The 16,480-nt window shown below is 49.2% G+C and carries 18 protein-coding genes; 10 read left to right on the plus strand and 8 right to left on the minus strand.

Annotated elements, in window-relative coordinates; translation table 11 throughout:
- Positions 1-456: a YraN family protein gene (locus H6F51_20415; GenBank protein MBD1824836.1), complete on the minus strand. Its 456-nt coding sequence runs from the start codon at positions 454-456 to the stop codon at positions 1-3.
- Positions 457-505: 49 nt separating this feature from the next.
- Between H6F51_20415 and H6F51_20420 the strand changes: the two genes are divergently transcribed.
- A complete protein-coding gene (locus H6F51_20420; GenBank protein ID MBD1824837.1) occupies positions 506-994 on the plus strand; it encodes a pentapeptide repeat-containing protein in 489 nt (162 codons plus the stop codon).
- Here H6F51_20420 and H6F51_20425 read toward each other — a convergent pair.
- The 3 genes from H6F51_20425 to H6F51_20435 all read right to left on the minus strand — a co-directional run bounded on the left by H6F51_20425 (position 982) and on the right by H6F51_20435 (position 3,314).
- The gene (locus H6F51_20425) at positions 982-2,010 is read right to left on the minus strand and encodes a serine/threonine protein kinase (protein MBD1824838.1); all 1,029 of its coding nucleotides are present in this window, start codon (positions 2,008-2,010) and stop codon (positions 982-984) included. The genes H6F51_20420 and H6F51_20425 overlap by 13 nt on opposite strands.
- A 73-nt stretch (positions 2,011-2,083) precedes the next feature.
- Positions 2,084-2,767, minus strand: a complete 684-nt coding sequence (gene maf / locus H6F51_20430) for a septum formation inhibitor Maf (protein MBD1824839.1) — start codon at positions 2,765-2,767, stop codon at positions 2,084-2,086.
- Between the two features lie 4 nt (positions 2,768-2,771).
- Entirely contained in the window at positions 2,772-3,314 is a 543-nt protein-coding gene (locus tag H6F51_20435; protein MBD1824840.1) for a photosystem II reaction center PsbP family protein, read from the minus strand.
- Between the two features lie 516 nt (positions 3,315-3,830).
- On the opposite strand from H6F51_20435, the gene H6F51_20440 reads away from it, so the two are divergent.
- The 3 genes from H6F51_20440 (at position 3,831) to H6F51_20450 (ending at position 6,448) form a co-directional block, all read left to right on the plus strand.
- Complete coding sequence (locus H6F51_20440) at positions 3,831-4,466, plus strand: DUF3038 domain-containing protein (GenBank protein MBD1824841.1); 636 nt, start codon at positions 3,831-3,833, stop codon at positions 4,464-4,466.
- Positions 4,463-5,995, plus strand: coding sequence for a DUF4335 domain-containing protein (locus H6F51_20445; protein MBD1824842.1), 1,533 nt, complete (start codon positions 4,463-4,465; stop codon positions 5,993-5,995). Before H6F51_20440 ends, H6F51_20445 begins: the two co-directional genes overlap by 4 nt.
- A gap of 96 nt (positions 5,996-6,091) precedes the next feature.
- A complete protein-coding gene (locus H6F51_20450) occupies positions 6,092-6,448 on the plus strand; it encodes a hypothetical protein (GenBank protein ID MBD1824843.1) in 357 nt (118 codons plus the stop codon).
- Here the strand turns inward: H6F51_20450 and H6F51_20455 are convergent.
- Complete coding sequence (locus H6F51_20455) at positions 6,396-7,412, minus strand: methionyl-tRNA formyltransferase (protein ID MBD1824844.1); 1,017 nt, start codon at positions 7,410-7,412, stop codon at positions 6,396-6,398. The two genes, H6F51_20450 and H6F51_20455, sit on opposite strands and share 53 nt — an antisense overlap.
- A gap of 60 nt (positions 7,413-7,472) precedes the next feature.
- On the opposite strand from H6F51_20455, the gene H6F51_20460 reads away from it, so the two are divergent.
- The 4 genes from H6F51_20460 (at position 7,473) to H6F51_20475 (ending at position 10,798) form a co-directional block, all read left to right on the plus strand.
- A complete protein-coding gene (locus tag H6F51_20460; GenBank protein MBD1824845.1) occupies positions 7,473-7,970 on the plus strand; it encodes a hypothetical protein in 498 nt (165 codons plus the stop codon).
- Between the two features lie 284 nt (positions 7,971-8,254).
- On the plus strand, positions 8,255-9,322 hold the full coding sequence (locus tag H6F51_20465) for a hypothetical protein (GenBank protein MBD1824846.1): 1,068 nt from the start codon (positions 8,255-8,257) through the stop codon (positions 9,320-9,322).
- Positions 9,323-9,379: 57 nt separating this feature from the next.
- Positions 9,380-9,952, plus strand: a complete 573-nt coding sequence (locus H6F51_20470; GenBank protein MBD1824847.1) for a TIGR04376 family protein — start codon at positions 9,380-9,382, stop codon at positions 9,950-9,952.
- Positions 9,953-10,033: 81 nt separating this feature from the next.
- Complete coding sequence (locus H6F51_20475) at positions 10,034-10,798, plus strand: proteasome-type protease (GenBank protein MBD1824848.1); 765 nt, start codon at positions 10,034-10,036, stop codon at positions 10,796-10,798.
- On the opposite strand, the gene H6F51_20480 is transcribed toward H6F51_20475, so the two are convergent.
- Complete coding sequence (locus H6F51_20480; GenBank protein ID MBD1824849.1) at positions 10,778-11,620, minus strand: transglutaminase family protein; 843 nt, start codon at positions 11,618-11,620, stop codon at positions 10,778-10,780. The genes H6F51_20475 and H6F51_20480 overlap by 21 nt on opposite strands.
- A 239-nt stretch (positions 11,621-11,859) precedes the next feature.
- On the opposite strand from H6F51_20480, the gene H6F51_20485 reads away from it, so the two are divergent.
- On the plus strand, positions 11,860-12,522 hold the full coding sequence (locus H6F51_20485; protein MBD1824850.1) for a hypothetical protein: 663 nt from the start codon (positions 11,860-11,862) through the stop codon (positions 12,520-12,522).
- A 9-nt stretch (positions 12,523-12,531) separates the two neighbouring features.
- Here the strand turns inward: H6F51_20485 and H6F51_20490 are convergent, their stop codons facing one another.
- Positions 12,532-13,599, minus strand: a complete 1,068-nt coding sequence (locus H6F51_20490) for an ABC transporter ATP-binding protein (GenBank protein ID MBD1824851.1) — start codon at positions 13,597-13,599, stop codon at positions 12,532-12,534.
- A gap of 86 nt (positions 13,600-13,685) precedes the next feature.
- Between H6F51_20490 and H6F51_20495 the strand changes: the two genes are divergently transcribed.
- A complete protein-coding gene (locus H6F51_20495) occupies positions 13,686-15,326 on the plus strand; it encodes an iron ABC transporter permease (GenBank protein ID MBD1824852.1) in 1,641 nt (546 codons plus the stop codon).
- A gap of 372 nt (positions 15,327-15,698) precedes the next feature.
- On the opposite strand, the gene H6F51_20500 is transcribed toward H6F51_20495, so the two are convergent.
- Positions 15,699-16,385: a DUF305 domain-containing protein gene (locus H6F51_20500; GenBank protein ID MBD1824853.1), complete on the minus strand. Its 687-nt coding sequence runs from the start codon at positions 16,383-16,385 to the stop codon at positions 15,699-15,701.
- Positions 16,386-16,480: the final 95 nt, after the last annotated feature.

The following is a 16,480-nucleotide window of genomic DNA, read 5'->3' on the forward strand; positions in this document are numbered from 1 at the left end:
TTAACTAAACGCATCGCGGATATAGTTTTGTATTGAGAATTGATTTTTGGTGAGGTGGGGGGAAGTCGCCGCAGAAGGCTGATTTCCCCTTTTTCGTGTCTGAGCCTGATATCGGACGAGGGCAACATCAAAGCGACAAGGGAATTCTGACAGGTGTGGATGCGTGAGCAAAAAGAACTTTGCTGTGGTGAGGAGTTTTCTTTGCTTGGCTGGCGTGATTGATAGAACCCCATCGCTGTCCCAATTGCCTCGACTGCGGGTTTTGACTTCGACAAAGGCAACGATGCTCGCACCGCGCTCTGCGATCGCATCGCTGGTTTTGACCACCAGATCGAGTTCACCCGATCGACAAGTCCATTGGCGCGCCAAGATTAGCGCTCCCTGTGACTGAAGCCAGTCCGCAACGAAGTCTTCGCCGGAGGTTCCGAGATTAGATGTCGAATTCGGCTGATCCACAGGTAGGATTTTTAAAGTGTTCTCTTTAAAACATTCCCTAATTTTGCCAATGCGTTCTAATTGCTTAAAAAGTTTCGTTTGCGCGGTCGTGGCTCTATTCGCGTCTTGGATGCTCTTCGCTGCACCCGTTTTTGCGCTGGACTACACCAAAGAAATCCTAATCGGGGCTGATTTTTCAGGGCAGGATTTAACCGATTCGGAGTTTACCAAAGCGAATTTGCGCGACGGTAATTTGAGCCATACGAACTTGAGAGGCGTGAGATTTTTTGCGACGAACCTAGACCGAGCGAACTTAGAAGGGGCAGATTTGCGCGACTGTGTACTGGATTCAGCCCGATTAACCCGCGCCAACTTGACCAATGCCAATTTAGAAGGCGCATTTGCCGCAAATGCAAAATTTGAGGGCGCGATCATCGATGGAGCCGACTTTACCGATGTTCTGCTCAGACCCGATGCCCAAAAGATTCTGTGCTCTGTGGCAAAGGGAACGAATCCGACAACCGGACGCGACACCCGCGAAACGCTTTACTGTGACTGATTTTCTTTCGCTTGTCTCGCGGCAAGCCGCACTTGCCAAGCTCGAATTGCCATCGCTGTTCTCATCATTGGCGAGACGAATTCGTGACTTGCTGCGGTAGGTTCAGTTTGAGAGAGCGGATGATGGCTTAAACAAGGGCGCAAGCTATCTAAATGTGCTTCGAGTTCTAGCGCCCGAAATACCTCATCGGCGGACTTGAAGCGATCGCACGTCGAGGCTTGCAGCATTTTGTCGAGAATACGCCCAAAATAATCGCTGACTCTCACCAGTTTTCGCCACTGCAATTCCCCCGTATAAGCATCGTAGTCTTGTTCGGTGGGAACCCGTCCCCCCAACAGATACAAGCAGGTAATTCCGAGCGCATAAATATCGCTCGAATATACCGGACGCATGGCAACTTGTTCGGGCGGCGCAAATCCGATCGTCCCTACAAATCGGGTGACAAGCGATCGAGAAGTCGGCTCAGATAATGAGATGCGCTCTTTTACCGCTCCAAAATCGATCAGCGCCCAACGTCCATCTTCTCGACAGCGCACGATATTTGAGGGCTTGATATCTCGGTGAATCACCCGCTGAGCGTGAACGTACTGCAACAACGGCAGAAACTCTTTCAGAAACTGTTTGACGGCTGCTTCTGTCCATACGCCGAATTTCTGCACATCTTGAGCGAGCGTCCGTCCCCGAATGAATTCTTGAGCGAGATAAAAGATGCCCTCGATCTCGAAATAATCCAGCAGTTGTGGAATTTGTGAATGGCTCCCCAACCGTGCTAACGTTTTCGCCTCTTGTTCAAATCGCTGACGGGCTTTTTTCAGAGCGGCGGGGTCGCGGACTTTGGGGCAAAGCTGCTTGATCACACAGTGAGGATGTCCCGGCAAGCGGGTATCCCGCGCCAGGTACGTTACACCAAAGCCACCTCGACCCAGCATCCGATCGATCAAATACCGATCGCGTAATAACCGATCGGACTGACTCAAATCGATCCGCTGCTGTGAAGAATCCGCGCCAAAGCTCATGTCGCACTACACCATCATGCAAACGCACAACTTGTTCCAGTTTAGAAGCGCTATTCCATATCCAATAAAATCTTCACACTAAAAATCGGTTATCGGTTTTATCCTGCCAAAAATCGGTGACATCATATCCAAGCGCTGACAGCATTTGACGCAACAAAGGCAGACTTAAGCCGATGACGTTGGTATGACAGCCCTCGATTTTTTCTACAAATAGCCCACCGCGACCCTCTAGCGCAAAACACCCTGCACAACTGAGCGGCTCTTTCGTTTCGACATAAGCCTCGATTTGTCGATCGCTAATGTCAGCAAAATATACCCGCGTCATCTGGGTTTGTACCAAGGGCGGATAAGGCATCAACGCGCCCTGAACGGTTGTGTAAGGCTGCAAAAACGCATGCCCTGTAAACAGCTCACCCAGATTGCCGCGCATCTTTTTCCATCGAGCGATCGCTTCGTCTGAATCTTTCGGCTTGCCGTGAATCTCGCCATCGATCGCCAAAATCGAATCACAGCCGAGAATGAGTCCGGGCGTGGTTGAAAAAAATCCAGACGGCAGTTCAGACTGCCTGGAAAAGAGCGACTGCATTGTCGATCGGGCTTTCCCTTCGGCAAGAACCTGCACCAATTTAGCCGGATCAGTAATCTGAATCTGTGACTCGTCAAAGTCACTCGGATACACCATCGCAGAAATTCCTGCCATCGCCAAGAGCCGACGACGAGCCGGAGATGCCGAAGCTAACACGAAGGGAACCACCATCGATCTAATCCACCATAAACGACTTCACCGACTTCGTGAGAATCGGAGCCATCTTCTCCCAGCGCTCCTCTGAGGTCGAAGCATTCAGCGTGTACAACTTGCTGCGATAGACGATCGCGTTGGCTAAGTTATGCCGCTTCTCCTGATTTGGCAAGGTGACTAGATATTCCAGCAGGTAATAGGTTCGATCGGCAATGTCGCGTGACTCGGCGCTGATTAGCTCCGCTGTGCGACCGGAATCAGGGGGCGCGATCGCGCTTTTACCCAACTGATACCCCACCTCGCTTGGTGTTCCCAATTCCGCTAGCTTTTTCTTACCCGGAACCGGATTAATCACCATACTGATATTTTCGGTTTGCACGATGATGTCATGAAACACCACATCTGGCCCGTTTGTCACTTTCACAGGTAGCCAGCCATTTGGATATAAAAATCGATAGCCATCGGTACTATCAATAAAGCTTTTCAGTCCACCCACGCCAGACACACAACCTTGTAGCCCTAGCGCCAGAACAACGAGCATCACCGCAATGATTCGTTTGAGCATCAAACCACTTCTCCACAAAACGTCTTACTCTGTCAAACCACGCACAAACGACGCGCTATCGGGCAGACAACATTTCTTATTCTCCCATTTTCGGGAGCGCGATCGTGCCGAGAAATTCAGAGGGAGTTGGAGAGAGTGAAGAAAACGCAGCACCCCTCTTCCCCTACTCCCCCTCCCCCTCCAACTCCCGATCAAATTTGGCAGAATGAATCAGCATCCAAAATGTCCGCTAAACTGTAAAACTGTTTGGGCAGAGCGTCTCTAGAATTGCAACTTCCCGCAAGTCTACGGAGGCACGAATTTAACTTCGGCTTCACAATTTGCTTGGCTCAGTAGATCATCCACAGATTTGTCGTGAGATTTCGGTAAAATGCTGGAACTTCGTAATTTGGGATACGCAATTCGTAGTGAGTGAAAGGAACTGTATATCAGTCGGAAGCGATCAAATTTAGAGGATTTCCACCTTCAGTCAGGTTGCTTCAATCAAACCCCCCATTACGAATAAATTAATAAGGAATGAGTGCCTCCGTGAATGTAATGCAGTTGAATAGCCCACCTGCTCCGCTACCGCCCCCCACGCCGATTATTCTCGATAGTCTGCCCGATCCGCCTGTTGCCGAGGGTGTATGTCCGCGTCGCACCCGGATGCAGATCGATTTGCTGCTGTTGGCGATCGAAGCGCTGGATTTAGCAGGATCAGAAGCAATTTTGGCGGTTGCCTCGGAGTTTGAACTGCGCGGAGTGCTGAAAAATCGGGTTACTCTGTGGCGGATGCGATCGACGAACCCATTCCGCCGTTACGCCCAACGCCGACCCTTGACGCTAGTGGAAGCGAAAGCATTAGTGGTGGTGACGTGCTACTTAGCCCGCCGCTTAACGGTGCTAATTCGGCAATTATTGCTGGCGTATCAGCAACTCAGCGAAAAGAATTTATCGATCGATCATCATTTTCGCTTATCAGAATATTTAGAGAGATTTCGCGCTCACTACCGCAGCCGCATGAATCCTCGACGCGCAGGCGTAATGGCTTACAGTTCCGATGAGAAGCTAAACGAACTGGCGCTGGATTTGTTAGAGCAGCTTTTATTCTGTACGGGGACTTCTGGAGTCCAACGATTGTGGATTAGTTTGTTTGACGGAGAAGTGCAATGACGAACGCGATGACGCTGCAACGCCAGTACAGCTTGCCAAATTGCACGTTAATTTTAGAAGGCTTGTCGGATACAACCGGATTTGCACAACCAGAAATTCGCCCGGTGATGTCGCTGCTGATTAATGCAGAATGTCATTTACCCGGACAAGACAAGCCACTTGTCGGCGGGCGCGAATTTTTTGAAAGTCTGGTGACGGCTGTGAGTTTGTACGCTCAAGAATTTTTGAGCGGTGTTCATTTACCCCGGCATACTTATAGCGATCGTCCCTCATTTATTCGCTTGGAGCGGATCGATCGTGCTCATCATCGCTTGATTGTCGAAAAAGATCCGAACCATCCCAACAGTGAAGAACGAGCGGTCGATTTAACGACCGTGCAGTTGTTTGATTTGGTTGAGGCGATCGATCAATTCGTCGCTGATACTCAAACGTTGCCGTATTGGTCGCTGAATCTTTCGCCCGTTCCGAAACGGTATGCGCGATCGGGTGAACCGTTCGCTAAACAAGTCGTTCCTGCCTCGATCGGGGTATCGGGACTGGCATTGGCGGCGATCGCGTTCTTCTCGTTGCCCACGATGCGGGTGAAAACGCCAGAATGCTTAACTCCTGGGGCATCCGATTGTCCGGGTGTCGTTGCAAACCCCCAAAGTCCGGGCGCAAGCCCGATCCCTAGCCCCGTTGCTTCTCCGACTGCTGCGGCATCTCCTAGCCCAACGGCATCTCCTAGCGCTGTGACATCTCCCAGCCCAACAGCTTCTCCGGATCTAGCACAGCTTGAAACTGCGCTGAATGCGGCTCCTCCGATTACCGATCCTCAAGAATTAAGATCGCTGAGCGATCGCTTGTCGGCTCAAATTCGGGACAGATGGAAAACGCAATCGGCTGTAACCGAGGAGTTAGCTTATCGCGTTGGCGTGGCTCGCACTGGAGATGTCGTTGGGTTTAAAGCCGAAAGCCCTGCAGCACTGGATAATGCCCGACGTACACCGCTGCTCGATTTGCTGTATTTACCCGCAGGTGGCAGTCCTCCATCATCGGAACCTCTGGCGCAATATCGCGTGGTCTTCAAGCCGCAAGGAAACTTTGAAGTCACGCCGATCGCGTCGCCCACATCCGCCACGCCTCCGAGTCCTGCGGCAAGTCCGACGACCAATACGACGATCGTTCCGAATCCAGCTTTAAGTCCCGCCGTTGCTGCAAATCCCGCGACGACTCAGACAGAACTGACCGACGAGTCGACCCTCGATAACTTGCAGCCCAAACTCTACGATACGATCAATCAAAATTGGAAAGGCAGACCTCCGTTTAATCAAGATCTCGTGTTTCGAGTTCGGATTAAACCGGACGGGACGATCGCTGGGTATGAACCCGACAACTCAGTAGCAGGTCAGTACGCCAAAGACACGCCGCTCCCACAGTTAGGGAAACAGATTGATCCGAATGCCCCTGCTGAACCTGCAGCATCGTTCAAGGTGGTGTTTAAGCCGAGTGGAGTTTTGCAAATTAACCCCTGGTACGGATCGAGATAAGCAAACTCTAATCCTGTTCAAAAGCTAAACTCGCTCCGGGTCGGGACGCGAGTGCGATACCATCGAATAACTCTGAGTTTGCTAAAGCACATTTTCATGGAGCAACAACTACTTCCCACAGAGGTTATTCTGAGCCATCCTCGTAAATCTCTGGGCAGTGTGCAACTCGACTGGTCGCCACAGCCCGGAGCCTATTTCGATTTGGAAGGTCAGACCTACGCTGTTCTGGAGCGTCGTCACCGCTATGAACTGAAGTCAGGGCGCTATCGCTTACACAAAGTGGCGCTGTATGTTCAAACCGCACAACGTCCGATCGAGCGCTCGCTCGTTGAAGGGCGCTGGGTGCTGGGTGATGCCACTTGCGAATATAATGCGCGATCAGAGATTATGCGCTGTGCGGTTAATCCTGATGGTCTCTGTGCAGGCTGTCGTCACTACCGCCCGCAGGATTAAGCGGTTCTCCGATCGCAATTCTGGTTCCGTTGGCAAAGTCCCAGCCGGATTGAGGTCGCTTACCTGCTAGTTGGACTTGCCGCAGCAGCAATGCGCCATTTCCGGTTTGAATCACTGCCCCCCAGTTTTTCACAACACTCACCACTTCACCGGGAGAGCGTGGCTCAAATGTAATCGTCTTTAACTCTTCAAACTCGCCCAAAAATTCTGGTTCAAGCGGAATCGTTTGCAGCACTTTCAGCGCAGAATCCCGGAATGAAGTTGTACAGCTTGGATAAAATCCGCGAATTTGATTGTGAAGCTCGATCGCGCTGCGCGACCAATCCAACTCATAATCGGGTTTCTTGATTAACGGTGCGTATGTTGCTTGATCGTTGTCTTGCGAAATCGGTTGGATTTCACCCTCAACCAGTTTTGGCAGGGTTTCAACGAGCAAATCTGCGCCGATCGTACTCAATCGAATGGCTAAATCCTGCGCGGAATCGAAGGGTGCGATCGGGGTCGTCGCTTTCAACAGCATCGCGCCCGTATCCATTCCCGCATCCATTAGCATTGTCGTAATTCCTGTTTCCGCTTCGCCGTAATACAGACACCACTGAATCGGAGCCGCACCCCGATATTTCGGCAAGATTGACCCGTGAACATTCACACAGCCGTATTTCGGCATATCGAGAATTTCCTGCGACAAAATTTGCCCGTACGCGACGACAACGAAAACATCGGCGTTGAGCGATCGCAAATTTTCCAGGGTTTCGGCATCTTTCTTCACGCTTTTGGGTTGCCAAACGGGAATCTGATGCGTCTGTGCCACGGATTTCACCGGACTTGGAGATAATTCATTGCCGCGTCCGCGTCGTTTATCTGGTTGTGTAACTACAGCAACGACCTCGAACTCTGCCACTTCTAAGAGCGCTTCCAACGTCGGCACAGCAAACTGAGGGGTTCCAAAAAATACAATTTTCATCAATCTAACTCTCGCTCCTGGCAGACGTTCTACACTTATTCAAGCTGATATTTTGAACCTATGAAGCCGAGATTTGCAACGATCGAAACCTGGCAGCAGGCAGAACTCTTGATGCAGCCTGCCTTCATTCGCCTGATTGACAATTTACGCAAACAACTCGATACCTCAACTTGGCGAGGGCAATACCGCGATGTCCAAGTGTGGGCAGACGACATTCCCGACGAAACCAAACAGACGGTGCTTCAGCTTCAGCAGCAACTCGAAACTGCTCTCCCAGAAAAAGCTGCAGAAATTCAGGAAACACTAGTGCATTTGCCCTCGCCGTATCCGGGGTATGAACTGTGTTTAGAGAAGGACGATCGACAAGTCAATATTGATCTATGGGCGTTATGCTATCGAATTTGCTTTCGATCGGAGAACGGCGAATGGCGGGATGATTTTCCGGTTGAAATCGATATGACTCTGTTTGATCCGACAGGCGAAGTGGATTGGAATCTTTTAGAGGACAAAACGAAGCGAATTGTTGAGCAGGTGTTTGAGAATCTACCGCAGGAGTAGTGCTCTACAGCTTTTTAACCGCGATCGGACTTCACAATTAGCTGGTTACTGTCTCATCTTTCGCTCGATCTCCGTAGAATCCGGGGTTTCTTGCGCCGCACTGCGCCGTCCAAAAAATCGTCGAGTATAATCCCAAACACGCATAGCGGTAGGACTCTCAGATCTTGATTTGAGGCTCGATCGCCCCATGCGTAATGCAAGGCTAACTTTTGTTCACTTTATTTTGATCCTTCTGTTGGATGTCTAGCAATTCTTATACTTGACAAGCCTTTGAATCCAAAGCTATGCCTCAAACCATCAGCGGCGCTCAAAACCAATCCTCACAGGCGACTTCCGCACAGCCTTCAACGAATTCTCATGGGCTGATGCCAGCACCTGTCCAGGTCGATACCTACGCCGATCGATTAATGGATGACTTGTTTGAGGATGTGGAAGACCTCTTATCGGGCAGCGTCCCTCCTCCTGAATCGTCCAAAGCAAGACCCAAGCCCGCGCTCGACCTTCCGCGTCCCGTTGTGGCATCTCTGGCACCGCTCGTTGCCCAGCCACAACTCCCACAATGGACTTCTCCTGCCGTTGTGCCAAAAACTGGCAATCAAATTGCCGAGAAAGCCATCAGGCGTAACTCCCGCTTTCCCAAGTTCGTTGCGATCGTCTTTGGACTGTCGGCACTTTCTGCGGCTTCCGCGTGGCTGATTCAGCGTGGAACCATGCAGCGACTTTTTGCCGTGGCAACGCGAGAACCAGCGGTAGTCGCGTCTGTACCGAAAGCGATGTCGATCGATGCGAACGCTCAGTTTGCCCAATACATGAAACGGTCACTGGAAAACATCGATCGCAAAGCCAACCTTAAGACTCCAACCGCGATTCCAGTCGCTTTAAATAGCAGCTTACCGACGACTTCGATGCCTGGAACCGCACGATCGAATGCTGAATCAAATAAGCTGCCAGTCGTGGTGAATGTTCCTCCGCTCCCTTCGCCGATGCCCGTTGCAACCGCTCTGAGTAAGAGTCCGCAAGAGCTGAATCAAGTGCTCACGCGCTTAACTTCGGTTTTGGAGCGATTGTCGATCAATCCGGCTCCTCGGTCTGCCATGTCTGCGGCTCCGATCGCGATCCAGCCTGCTCAGGCAGTGTCTAGCGAACCGCAACGGATCTTGCGCGGCATTGCGATCGCGTCTGATCCGAGCCAATCTGCGATTCTGTTTGAAATGAATGGCGTGACTCAGCGCTATTACATCGGAGAAAGCGTCGGGTCGAGTGGTTGGAGCGTGGTGGATATTTCGAGTAATTATGTGAGTGTGCGGCGTAACGGTGAGGTTCGATCGATCTCCATGGGTCAAAAACTCTAGAATAAAGAGCAAGGATGAAGAGCGTTCTTCATCCTTCAGCCTTTCTTGGAGTTGCTTATGGGATTGTTCGACGATTTAGGACGCTTTCTAGAAACGCGGATTGACGAATTTTTGAAGGACAATCCGCAGCTTGAACTTCAGGCATTAGAAGAAAAGCTGTATCAGCAAGAACAAGAAACGCGCCGACTGCTAGCAGATCTGCGGCTGCGAGAAAAGCAGGTGGAATCTGAGATTTTAACCACGGCTCAGGAGATTCAGCGCTGGCACGTTCGGATTGAGAAGGCGCGATCGGCAGGACGAAAGGATTTAGCAGAACCTGCTGAATCACATGAAGCTTCTCTGCTGCGCGAGGGCAACCAGAAATGGGGACAAATGCAGGTGCTCAAGGAAAGAATTCAGCAAACCGAAGAACTCCAGCGCAAAATTCAGATTCGCCGTCAGGAAGTGCAATCGGAATTGCGGCAGGTGAAATCGGCTCAAGCGGCTCAAGTAGAACAACGCTGGGCGGTTGATGGCTGGAATCAAAGCTTTACTGAAACTGAGAAATCGACTGATCCACTAGAGCAAAAATTCCGGCAGTGGGAGACTCAAGAAGAACTCAACGAAATGAAGCGCAATATGGGCAAATAAAAGATTTCTGCACAGTCGGATTAATTCCGTGAAATGCCTGTACAGTGATGCTGCTACTGCTTCATGTACAGGATTTTTTCTATGACGTATTGCCTTGGAATTCTGACCCAAACAGGTTTAGTCATGGCAGCAGACTCGCGCACTAATGCGGGAGTGGACTATATTTCGACCTATCGGAAACTGTTTGATTTTTCGATCGAAGGCGATCGCGCATTGTTCTTCTGCACGTCTGGAAATCTTTCTGTCACTCAGTCAGTTCTGGCTCTAATGCGGCAGGCGATCGCTGCCAAGTCAGACATTAACCTACACACGCTGCCGAGCTTGTATGAGATTGCCCGTTATGTGGGTGGAATCATGCGACAAGTGCAAGATGAGAATCGTCCGTGGCTAGAAAAAGACGGCATTGATTATCAATCAACCATTTTGCTCGGTGGTCAAATTCGCGGGACTGCACCTGAACTGTTTATGATTTACAGCCAAGGCAATTTCATCCAAGCCTCTAAAGAAAAGCCCTTTTTGCAGATTGGTGAAGCGAAATATGGCAAACCGATTCTCGATCGCGTGTTGTCCTTTCACACTCCGATCGAGGCTGCGGCGAAGTGTGCGCTGTTGTCGATCGATTCCACGATGATCTCTAACATCTCAGTAGGCCCGCCAATTAACTTAGTGATGTACGAAGCGGATAGTTTCAAAGTTCGACATCAGCTTTGTTTGAACATTGATGCGCCTTATTTGACTCAAATTCGCAAACAGTGGGAACGGTGCTTGAACGAAGCATTTGAGCAGATGCCGAACATTGATTGGGAGCATTATTTGAGTCGTGGATCAGAGCCGCTGAATTTGTAAGGTATAGTTCATTGTTGTTTGTACTCCTCCCGATCGTGTGACTTTGCCGACAATCGGAGCCGCATACTCAGGAAGGGCACTGGCTGCGAGTGCGATGTGTCGATCACTCACCACTAATCCGTGTGTCGGATCATATCCGCGCCACCCTGCACCCGGAAGATACACTTCTGCCCAAGCGTGAAGATGTCGATCGGGATGTTCGGGATCACCTTCTTGATAGCCGCTCACAAATCGTGCTGCCAGTCCAATCGATCGACAGACTTCCATGAATAACATGGTTAAATCTCGACAAGATCCCTGTTTCTGCGTCCAAGTGAGTCCAGCAGGATAAGGATTGCCTGTTTCCCGAGTCCTATACTGACAGCTTGTATAAATCCTCTGATTTAGTTCATTCAGAAACTGAGTCACACTGTTTCCTGAAGCTTCTGCTATTTCGTAAGCGAGTTGAAGTGCAACACTATCTGTTGAACCCACATAAGGTTGAAGTTGTTTCAATAGTGAAGTGGGATAGTCGATCGGAAGCGCGATCGCCCAAGGTTCCAGCAGGTAGTTAAACGGGTTTGATTGCTGGGTCAGAGTTTGCGAGAGAACTTGAACATTGAGCGAGGTGGTTAGTTCAGGAGAAAACCAGACTTTGATGAATGTGTTGCCGTCGAGATCGGTGAGTTCGGATTGTGCGATCGGGATCGGTGTAACTTGCAGCGAGAACATTGTAAGCGTTTGCCAGCTATCCGATCGGGGTCGCAATCGAATTAAATGCGGCTGCAAAGTTACAGGGTCGCTGTAAGTGTAAGTTGTGGCATGAGAGATTTGATACAGCACTATCTGTGTTCCGCTAACCAATGTTCTAAATCAGACAGATTTGTGAAACCCAACAGCGTTTCGCTAAGTTCTTCTAAATTCAGTCCCACATTGCCCGAATCTCCAATTGACTTAAGTTTGCGAACTTGTACATCATTATAGAGGTGACGATATCAATGAGGTTTGCTTTTTCTTTGGCGATCGCGTGTAAAATCGGGCGATCGATGTGAATCCTAACAGTAGTGATTTGGACAAAGGTGATGAATCCGAACAAAGGCAAGGTGCTGCTTGCGCTATCGTTAGTGGTTTCAGGATTGGTGGGAGTAGGGCTTGCTCTGAAACAATCACCGCCGCGTATGGCTGTGTTTGAAGCGCCACCGACAAAGATAGAGCCGATCGCAAAACCCATTCAGAAGACACCAGCACAAAGTCGATCTCAAGACATCACCAGTCAATTAGAGCAATCGAATGCGGCTCAACTGCTCAAACAGCTTTCTAAGGAAGCAGATACTAAAGTGCAAGACTCAAAAAGTACGATCGCGGGCTTCATCCAGCAGAAGACCATAGAACAGCGTGATCATCTGAAGCAGAGTGTGGTTGGTGCGCTCCGCGAAGCCATTACAGGAGAAGTGACTCAGCGATCGAGCGTGCTTTCGGATGAGTTCAAAGGCATTAAGCTATCTGCTGATCAAGCCGCTCAAGTTGAGAAAGCACATCGCCAGATGCAGACCGAAATCGTTCAACAATTGAAAAATAATCCTCGGTTAGTCAATCAACTCAAAGCAGACTTACAAGCAGGACGATTGAACCAAACGCTCTCACAATCTTTGAGTAACTACAAAGATGCAGTTGCACAAGTCCTCACACCGGAACAACAACAGAAATGGCAAAAAAACTTTGATCTAAGCAAGATTCTTAAGTAGGACGATGACTTAATCAGTAAAGAAAGCTCGAATCGCGGATAAATTCGCTCGAATCCTCACTCGCGTTCCGATTTCTAGGGCAGGTTTGATGGCGCTTAACGCTTGCAAACGGTTTCCAGAACTAAATTGAATGCAATAGCGATGCTCCCGTCCTAAAAACTGTCGATCGACCACGACGATCGCACCGTTCGCATCAGGTTCTAAACGAATATCTTCCTGCCGAATCATCAAATCTGCTTGATCTGAGATCGGATCACTTAGATGGTTAAGAACGATTGTTCCGATCTCAGTTTTCCAGCCTTTGCTATCAAAAGTTGCAGGTAAAAAATTCCCCTGCGTGACAAACTCAGCAACATATCGCGTAGCAGGCTCACTATAAAGCGCTTCAGGAGTAGCTAACTGCTCAATCCGCCCTTGGTTCATCACGGCAACACGATCGGAAATTGATAATGCTTCTTCTTGATCGTGGGTAACAAAAATTGCAGTTGTTCCCACTGTTTTGATAATTGAGCGGATTTCTTGACGCAGGTGCGATCGCACTTGCACATCTAAATTGCTCAAAGGCTCATCGAGCAAAATTAGAGCGGGCTGAGGCGCTAACGCTCTCGCAAGGGCGACCCGCTGCTGCTGTCCTCCAGAAAGCTCGTGCGGATAGCGCTTTTCTAAGCCAGACAGTCCAACTTGAGCGATCGCGTCGGCAATCAGCTTTTTGGCTTCCTTAGAAGGATAGCTCGATCTCTTTCGACGAGATTTTTTTAACCCAAAGCCCACATTCTCTGCCAAGGTCAGATGCGGAAACAGCGCATAGTCCTGAAACACCATCCCAATATCGCGCTGTTCGGGGGGGAGCCATCGCTTTGCGCCTGCGACTTCCTGCCCTGCAAGCTCGATACTGCCGGATTGAGGACGCTCAAATCCGGCAATTAATCGCAATAACGTTGTTTTCCCACAGCCAGAAGCACCCAAGAGGCTCAATAGCTCTCCCTGCCGCAGTTTCAGAGATACTGCATCAACCACAGGAGTATCAGAAAACCGTTTTGAAACGTTGTCAAGTTGCAGGAGAATGGATTCAAGCATTTTTGATGATGTCGAGCTTATTGAGACTTATCATCAACAATTTTGGAACCACAGTAAAGTAGTTTGAAGAATTTGTTCAAAACTGTATGCAGATTTCATCGGAGAAAAAGACGGGGCTGAGTGGCTGGACAATGTTGGTGATGGCGATCGCTTTATTAATCGCACTTCCAATTATTTCAGTTTTAAGTGGATTGTTCGCAGATGCGCGATCAGTTTGGCAACATCTAGCCGAAACGGTGTTGTCAACTTATGTGATCAATTCCCTGTTGTTAATGGTTTGGGTTGCACTCGGAGTCGGTGTAATTGGAACTGGAACCGCTTGGCTGGTGACGATGTGCCGTTTTCCGGGAAGTCGGATTTTAACGTGGGCATTGTTGCTACCGTTAGCTGCTCCAGCGTACATCTTGGCGTACACCTATACCGATCTGCTTGATTATTACGGAATTGTGCAGATGAGTTTGCGATCGTGGTTCGGTTGGAAAACAATGCAGGATTACTGGTTTCCGAATGTGCGATCGCTCTGGGGTGCTGCATTGATGCTCGTTCTGGTGCTGTATCCGTATGTGTATTTGTTGGCGCGATCGGCATTTCTTTCACAGTCGGTTTGTACGATCGAAGCAAGTCGGAGTCTCGGTTGTAGCCCTTGGCAAAGCTTTAGAAAAGTAGCATTACCGTTAGCGCGTCCCGCGATCGTAGCGGGATTGTCGCTTGCATTGATGGAAACGCTGAATGACTATGCAACCGTACAGTTTTTTGAGGTGAGTACCTTTACAACTGGAATTTATCGTACTTGGTTTGGCATGGGTGAAAGACTGGCTGCGACTCAGTTATCTGCGTTTTTGTTGATGTTTATTTTTGCTCTGATTCTGTTAGAACAGCTCTCACGCGGACGGGGAAAATACTATCAGTCGAGTGGATCACAGTCGATTCAGAAATACCAGCTTCGAGGCTTGAGGGCGATCGCAGCTTTGCTGTTCTGTTTAGTGCCCTTATTGCTAGGCTTCTTTGTTCCTGGAGGATTTTTATTAAAAATGACTTTGGACAATTGGGAGCAAGCCTTTGATCAGCGATTTTGGGACTTTGCTAGCAATAGTTTAATTGTCTCAGGGTTAGCGGCAGGAGTTGCAATCGTCATCGGCATCATTCTGGCGTATGGATTGCGCTTGAATCGATCGATCACGATGCGGATTGCAGCTTACGTTGCTTCAATGGGCTATGCGGTGCCAGGATCAGTGATTGCGGTTGGAGTTTTAGTGCCGTTTGGATTGTTCGATAATGCGATCGATAGCTGGATGCGATCGACCTTCAACATTTCGACTGGATTATTACTCAGTGGAACTATCTTTGCGCTCATCTTTGCTTATTTGGTGAGATTCCTAGCCTTGTCCTTTAATAGCATCGAAGCAAGTTTGACGAACATTAAACCGAGCTTAGATGATGCGTCTCGGAGTTTAGGATTTGGAGCAACGAATACACTGTTCCGCATTCACATCCCGCTATTGTGGAAAGGCGTTCTGGCGGCTGCAATTTTAGTGTTTGTCGATGTCATGAAGGAACTTTCTGCAACCTTGATTATCCGACCGTTTAACTTTGATACATTAGCGGTTCACGTCTACAACCTCGCCTCCGATGAACGATTGGCAGAAGCTTCTGGATCAGCACTGGCGATCGTGCTAGTTGGTTTAATTCCGGTGATGCTGCTGAGTTGGCAAATGGAGAAAAGGTAAGATAATGCGAGTTCAACGGGAAGGATTCGCTTCGATGCTGTATCTGGGTCGTCCCCTAAATTCCCCATGAGTGCAGGGCAGATCGGCAGTCTTACATTTGATTAGACTTCTGATTAGGCTTCTCTACTTCCCGATTAAGCAATGATGCAACCCTCTGAAAACCAACGTTCCTACACAGCAAATTTATTCACCTATTGTCTGATTGCTTTCGGCTGGTCTTGGCTCTGTTGGCTCTGCGCGAATCTTTGTGCGAATCTTGTTTTACCCTTTGCAGAAGTTGCCGCAACGGTCTTAGGGATTTTAGCCAGTTTTGGGCCTTCTCTAGCCGCGATCGTTTTATCTGCTTTGCGATCATCGAGAATTCGTGCATTTTTAACGCAGTCCTGCCATTGGCGCGTCAGTTGGATACCAAGATTGATACCACTGTTGCATCTGATTGATGTCATCTGTTTGAGTTTTAATCACCGATGTAGCTAAATCCCGAAGTTCAGGATGCTGGGGATTTGACAGTAACATTTGTGCCATCATGACTGCCATTTGATGGTGCGGAATCATCTCTTCTAGAAAAGCTCGATCGAAGTCTTTTGCAGATTGTAGCGCTGCAAGATCGCTTCGCATCCTCATCATTCCTTGGTGTCTCATACTAGAATTATGAACACCAGACTGCCATGCAGGAACCTCCGTTCCGTACCACTGCTTGTACCAGGTTCTCATCTGCTCAATTTCGCGGGTTTGAGTGGTTTGAATGGTGCTTGCTAACGTTTTAAGCTCAGGATGCGTTGCGCGCTGTAGAGCTAACTTAGACATCTCTACAGCATCTTCATGATGCGGAATCATCATTACAATAAAGTGCTGATCAGCTTGCCCGTGTCTTCTGAGTTCTAAGGGAGTAGGTGTCGAACGATCGGGAGTTGCTGAATTTAAGTCAGTCTGAGAGGGCTGACTGCTAGAAAAAGTTGGAGCCGTTGGCTTAGCGGTCAGCAGAATCAAGGCGGCAATAATGCTTCCGGCTAGAACACCAGCAAGACTATAAAAAATAATCGGTTGGCGATGAATCATAATTCCTCCTCTATTAGGAGATGGAAGCGATTTTTAGAGTGCGGGCACTGAGGAATTGTGAAGCGAAAGTATTCCCCGATGCTTTACTCTTAGTT

Source organism: Cyanobacteria bacterium FACHB-DQ100, from assembly GCA_014695195.1.
In the GTDB taxonomy this organism is placed as follows: Bacteria; Cyanobacteriota; Cyanobacteriia; order Leptolyngbyales; family Leptolyngbyaceae; genus Leptolyngbya.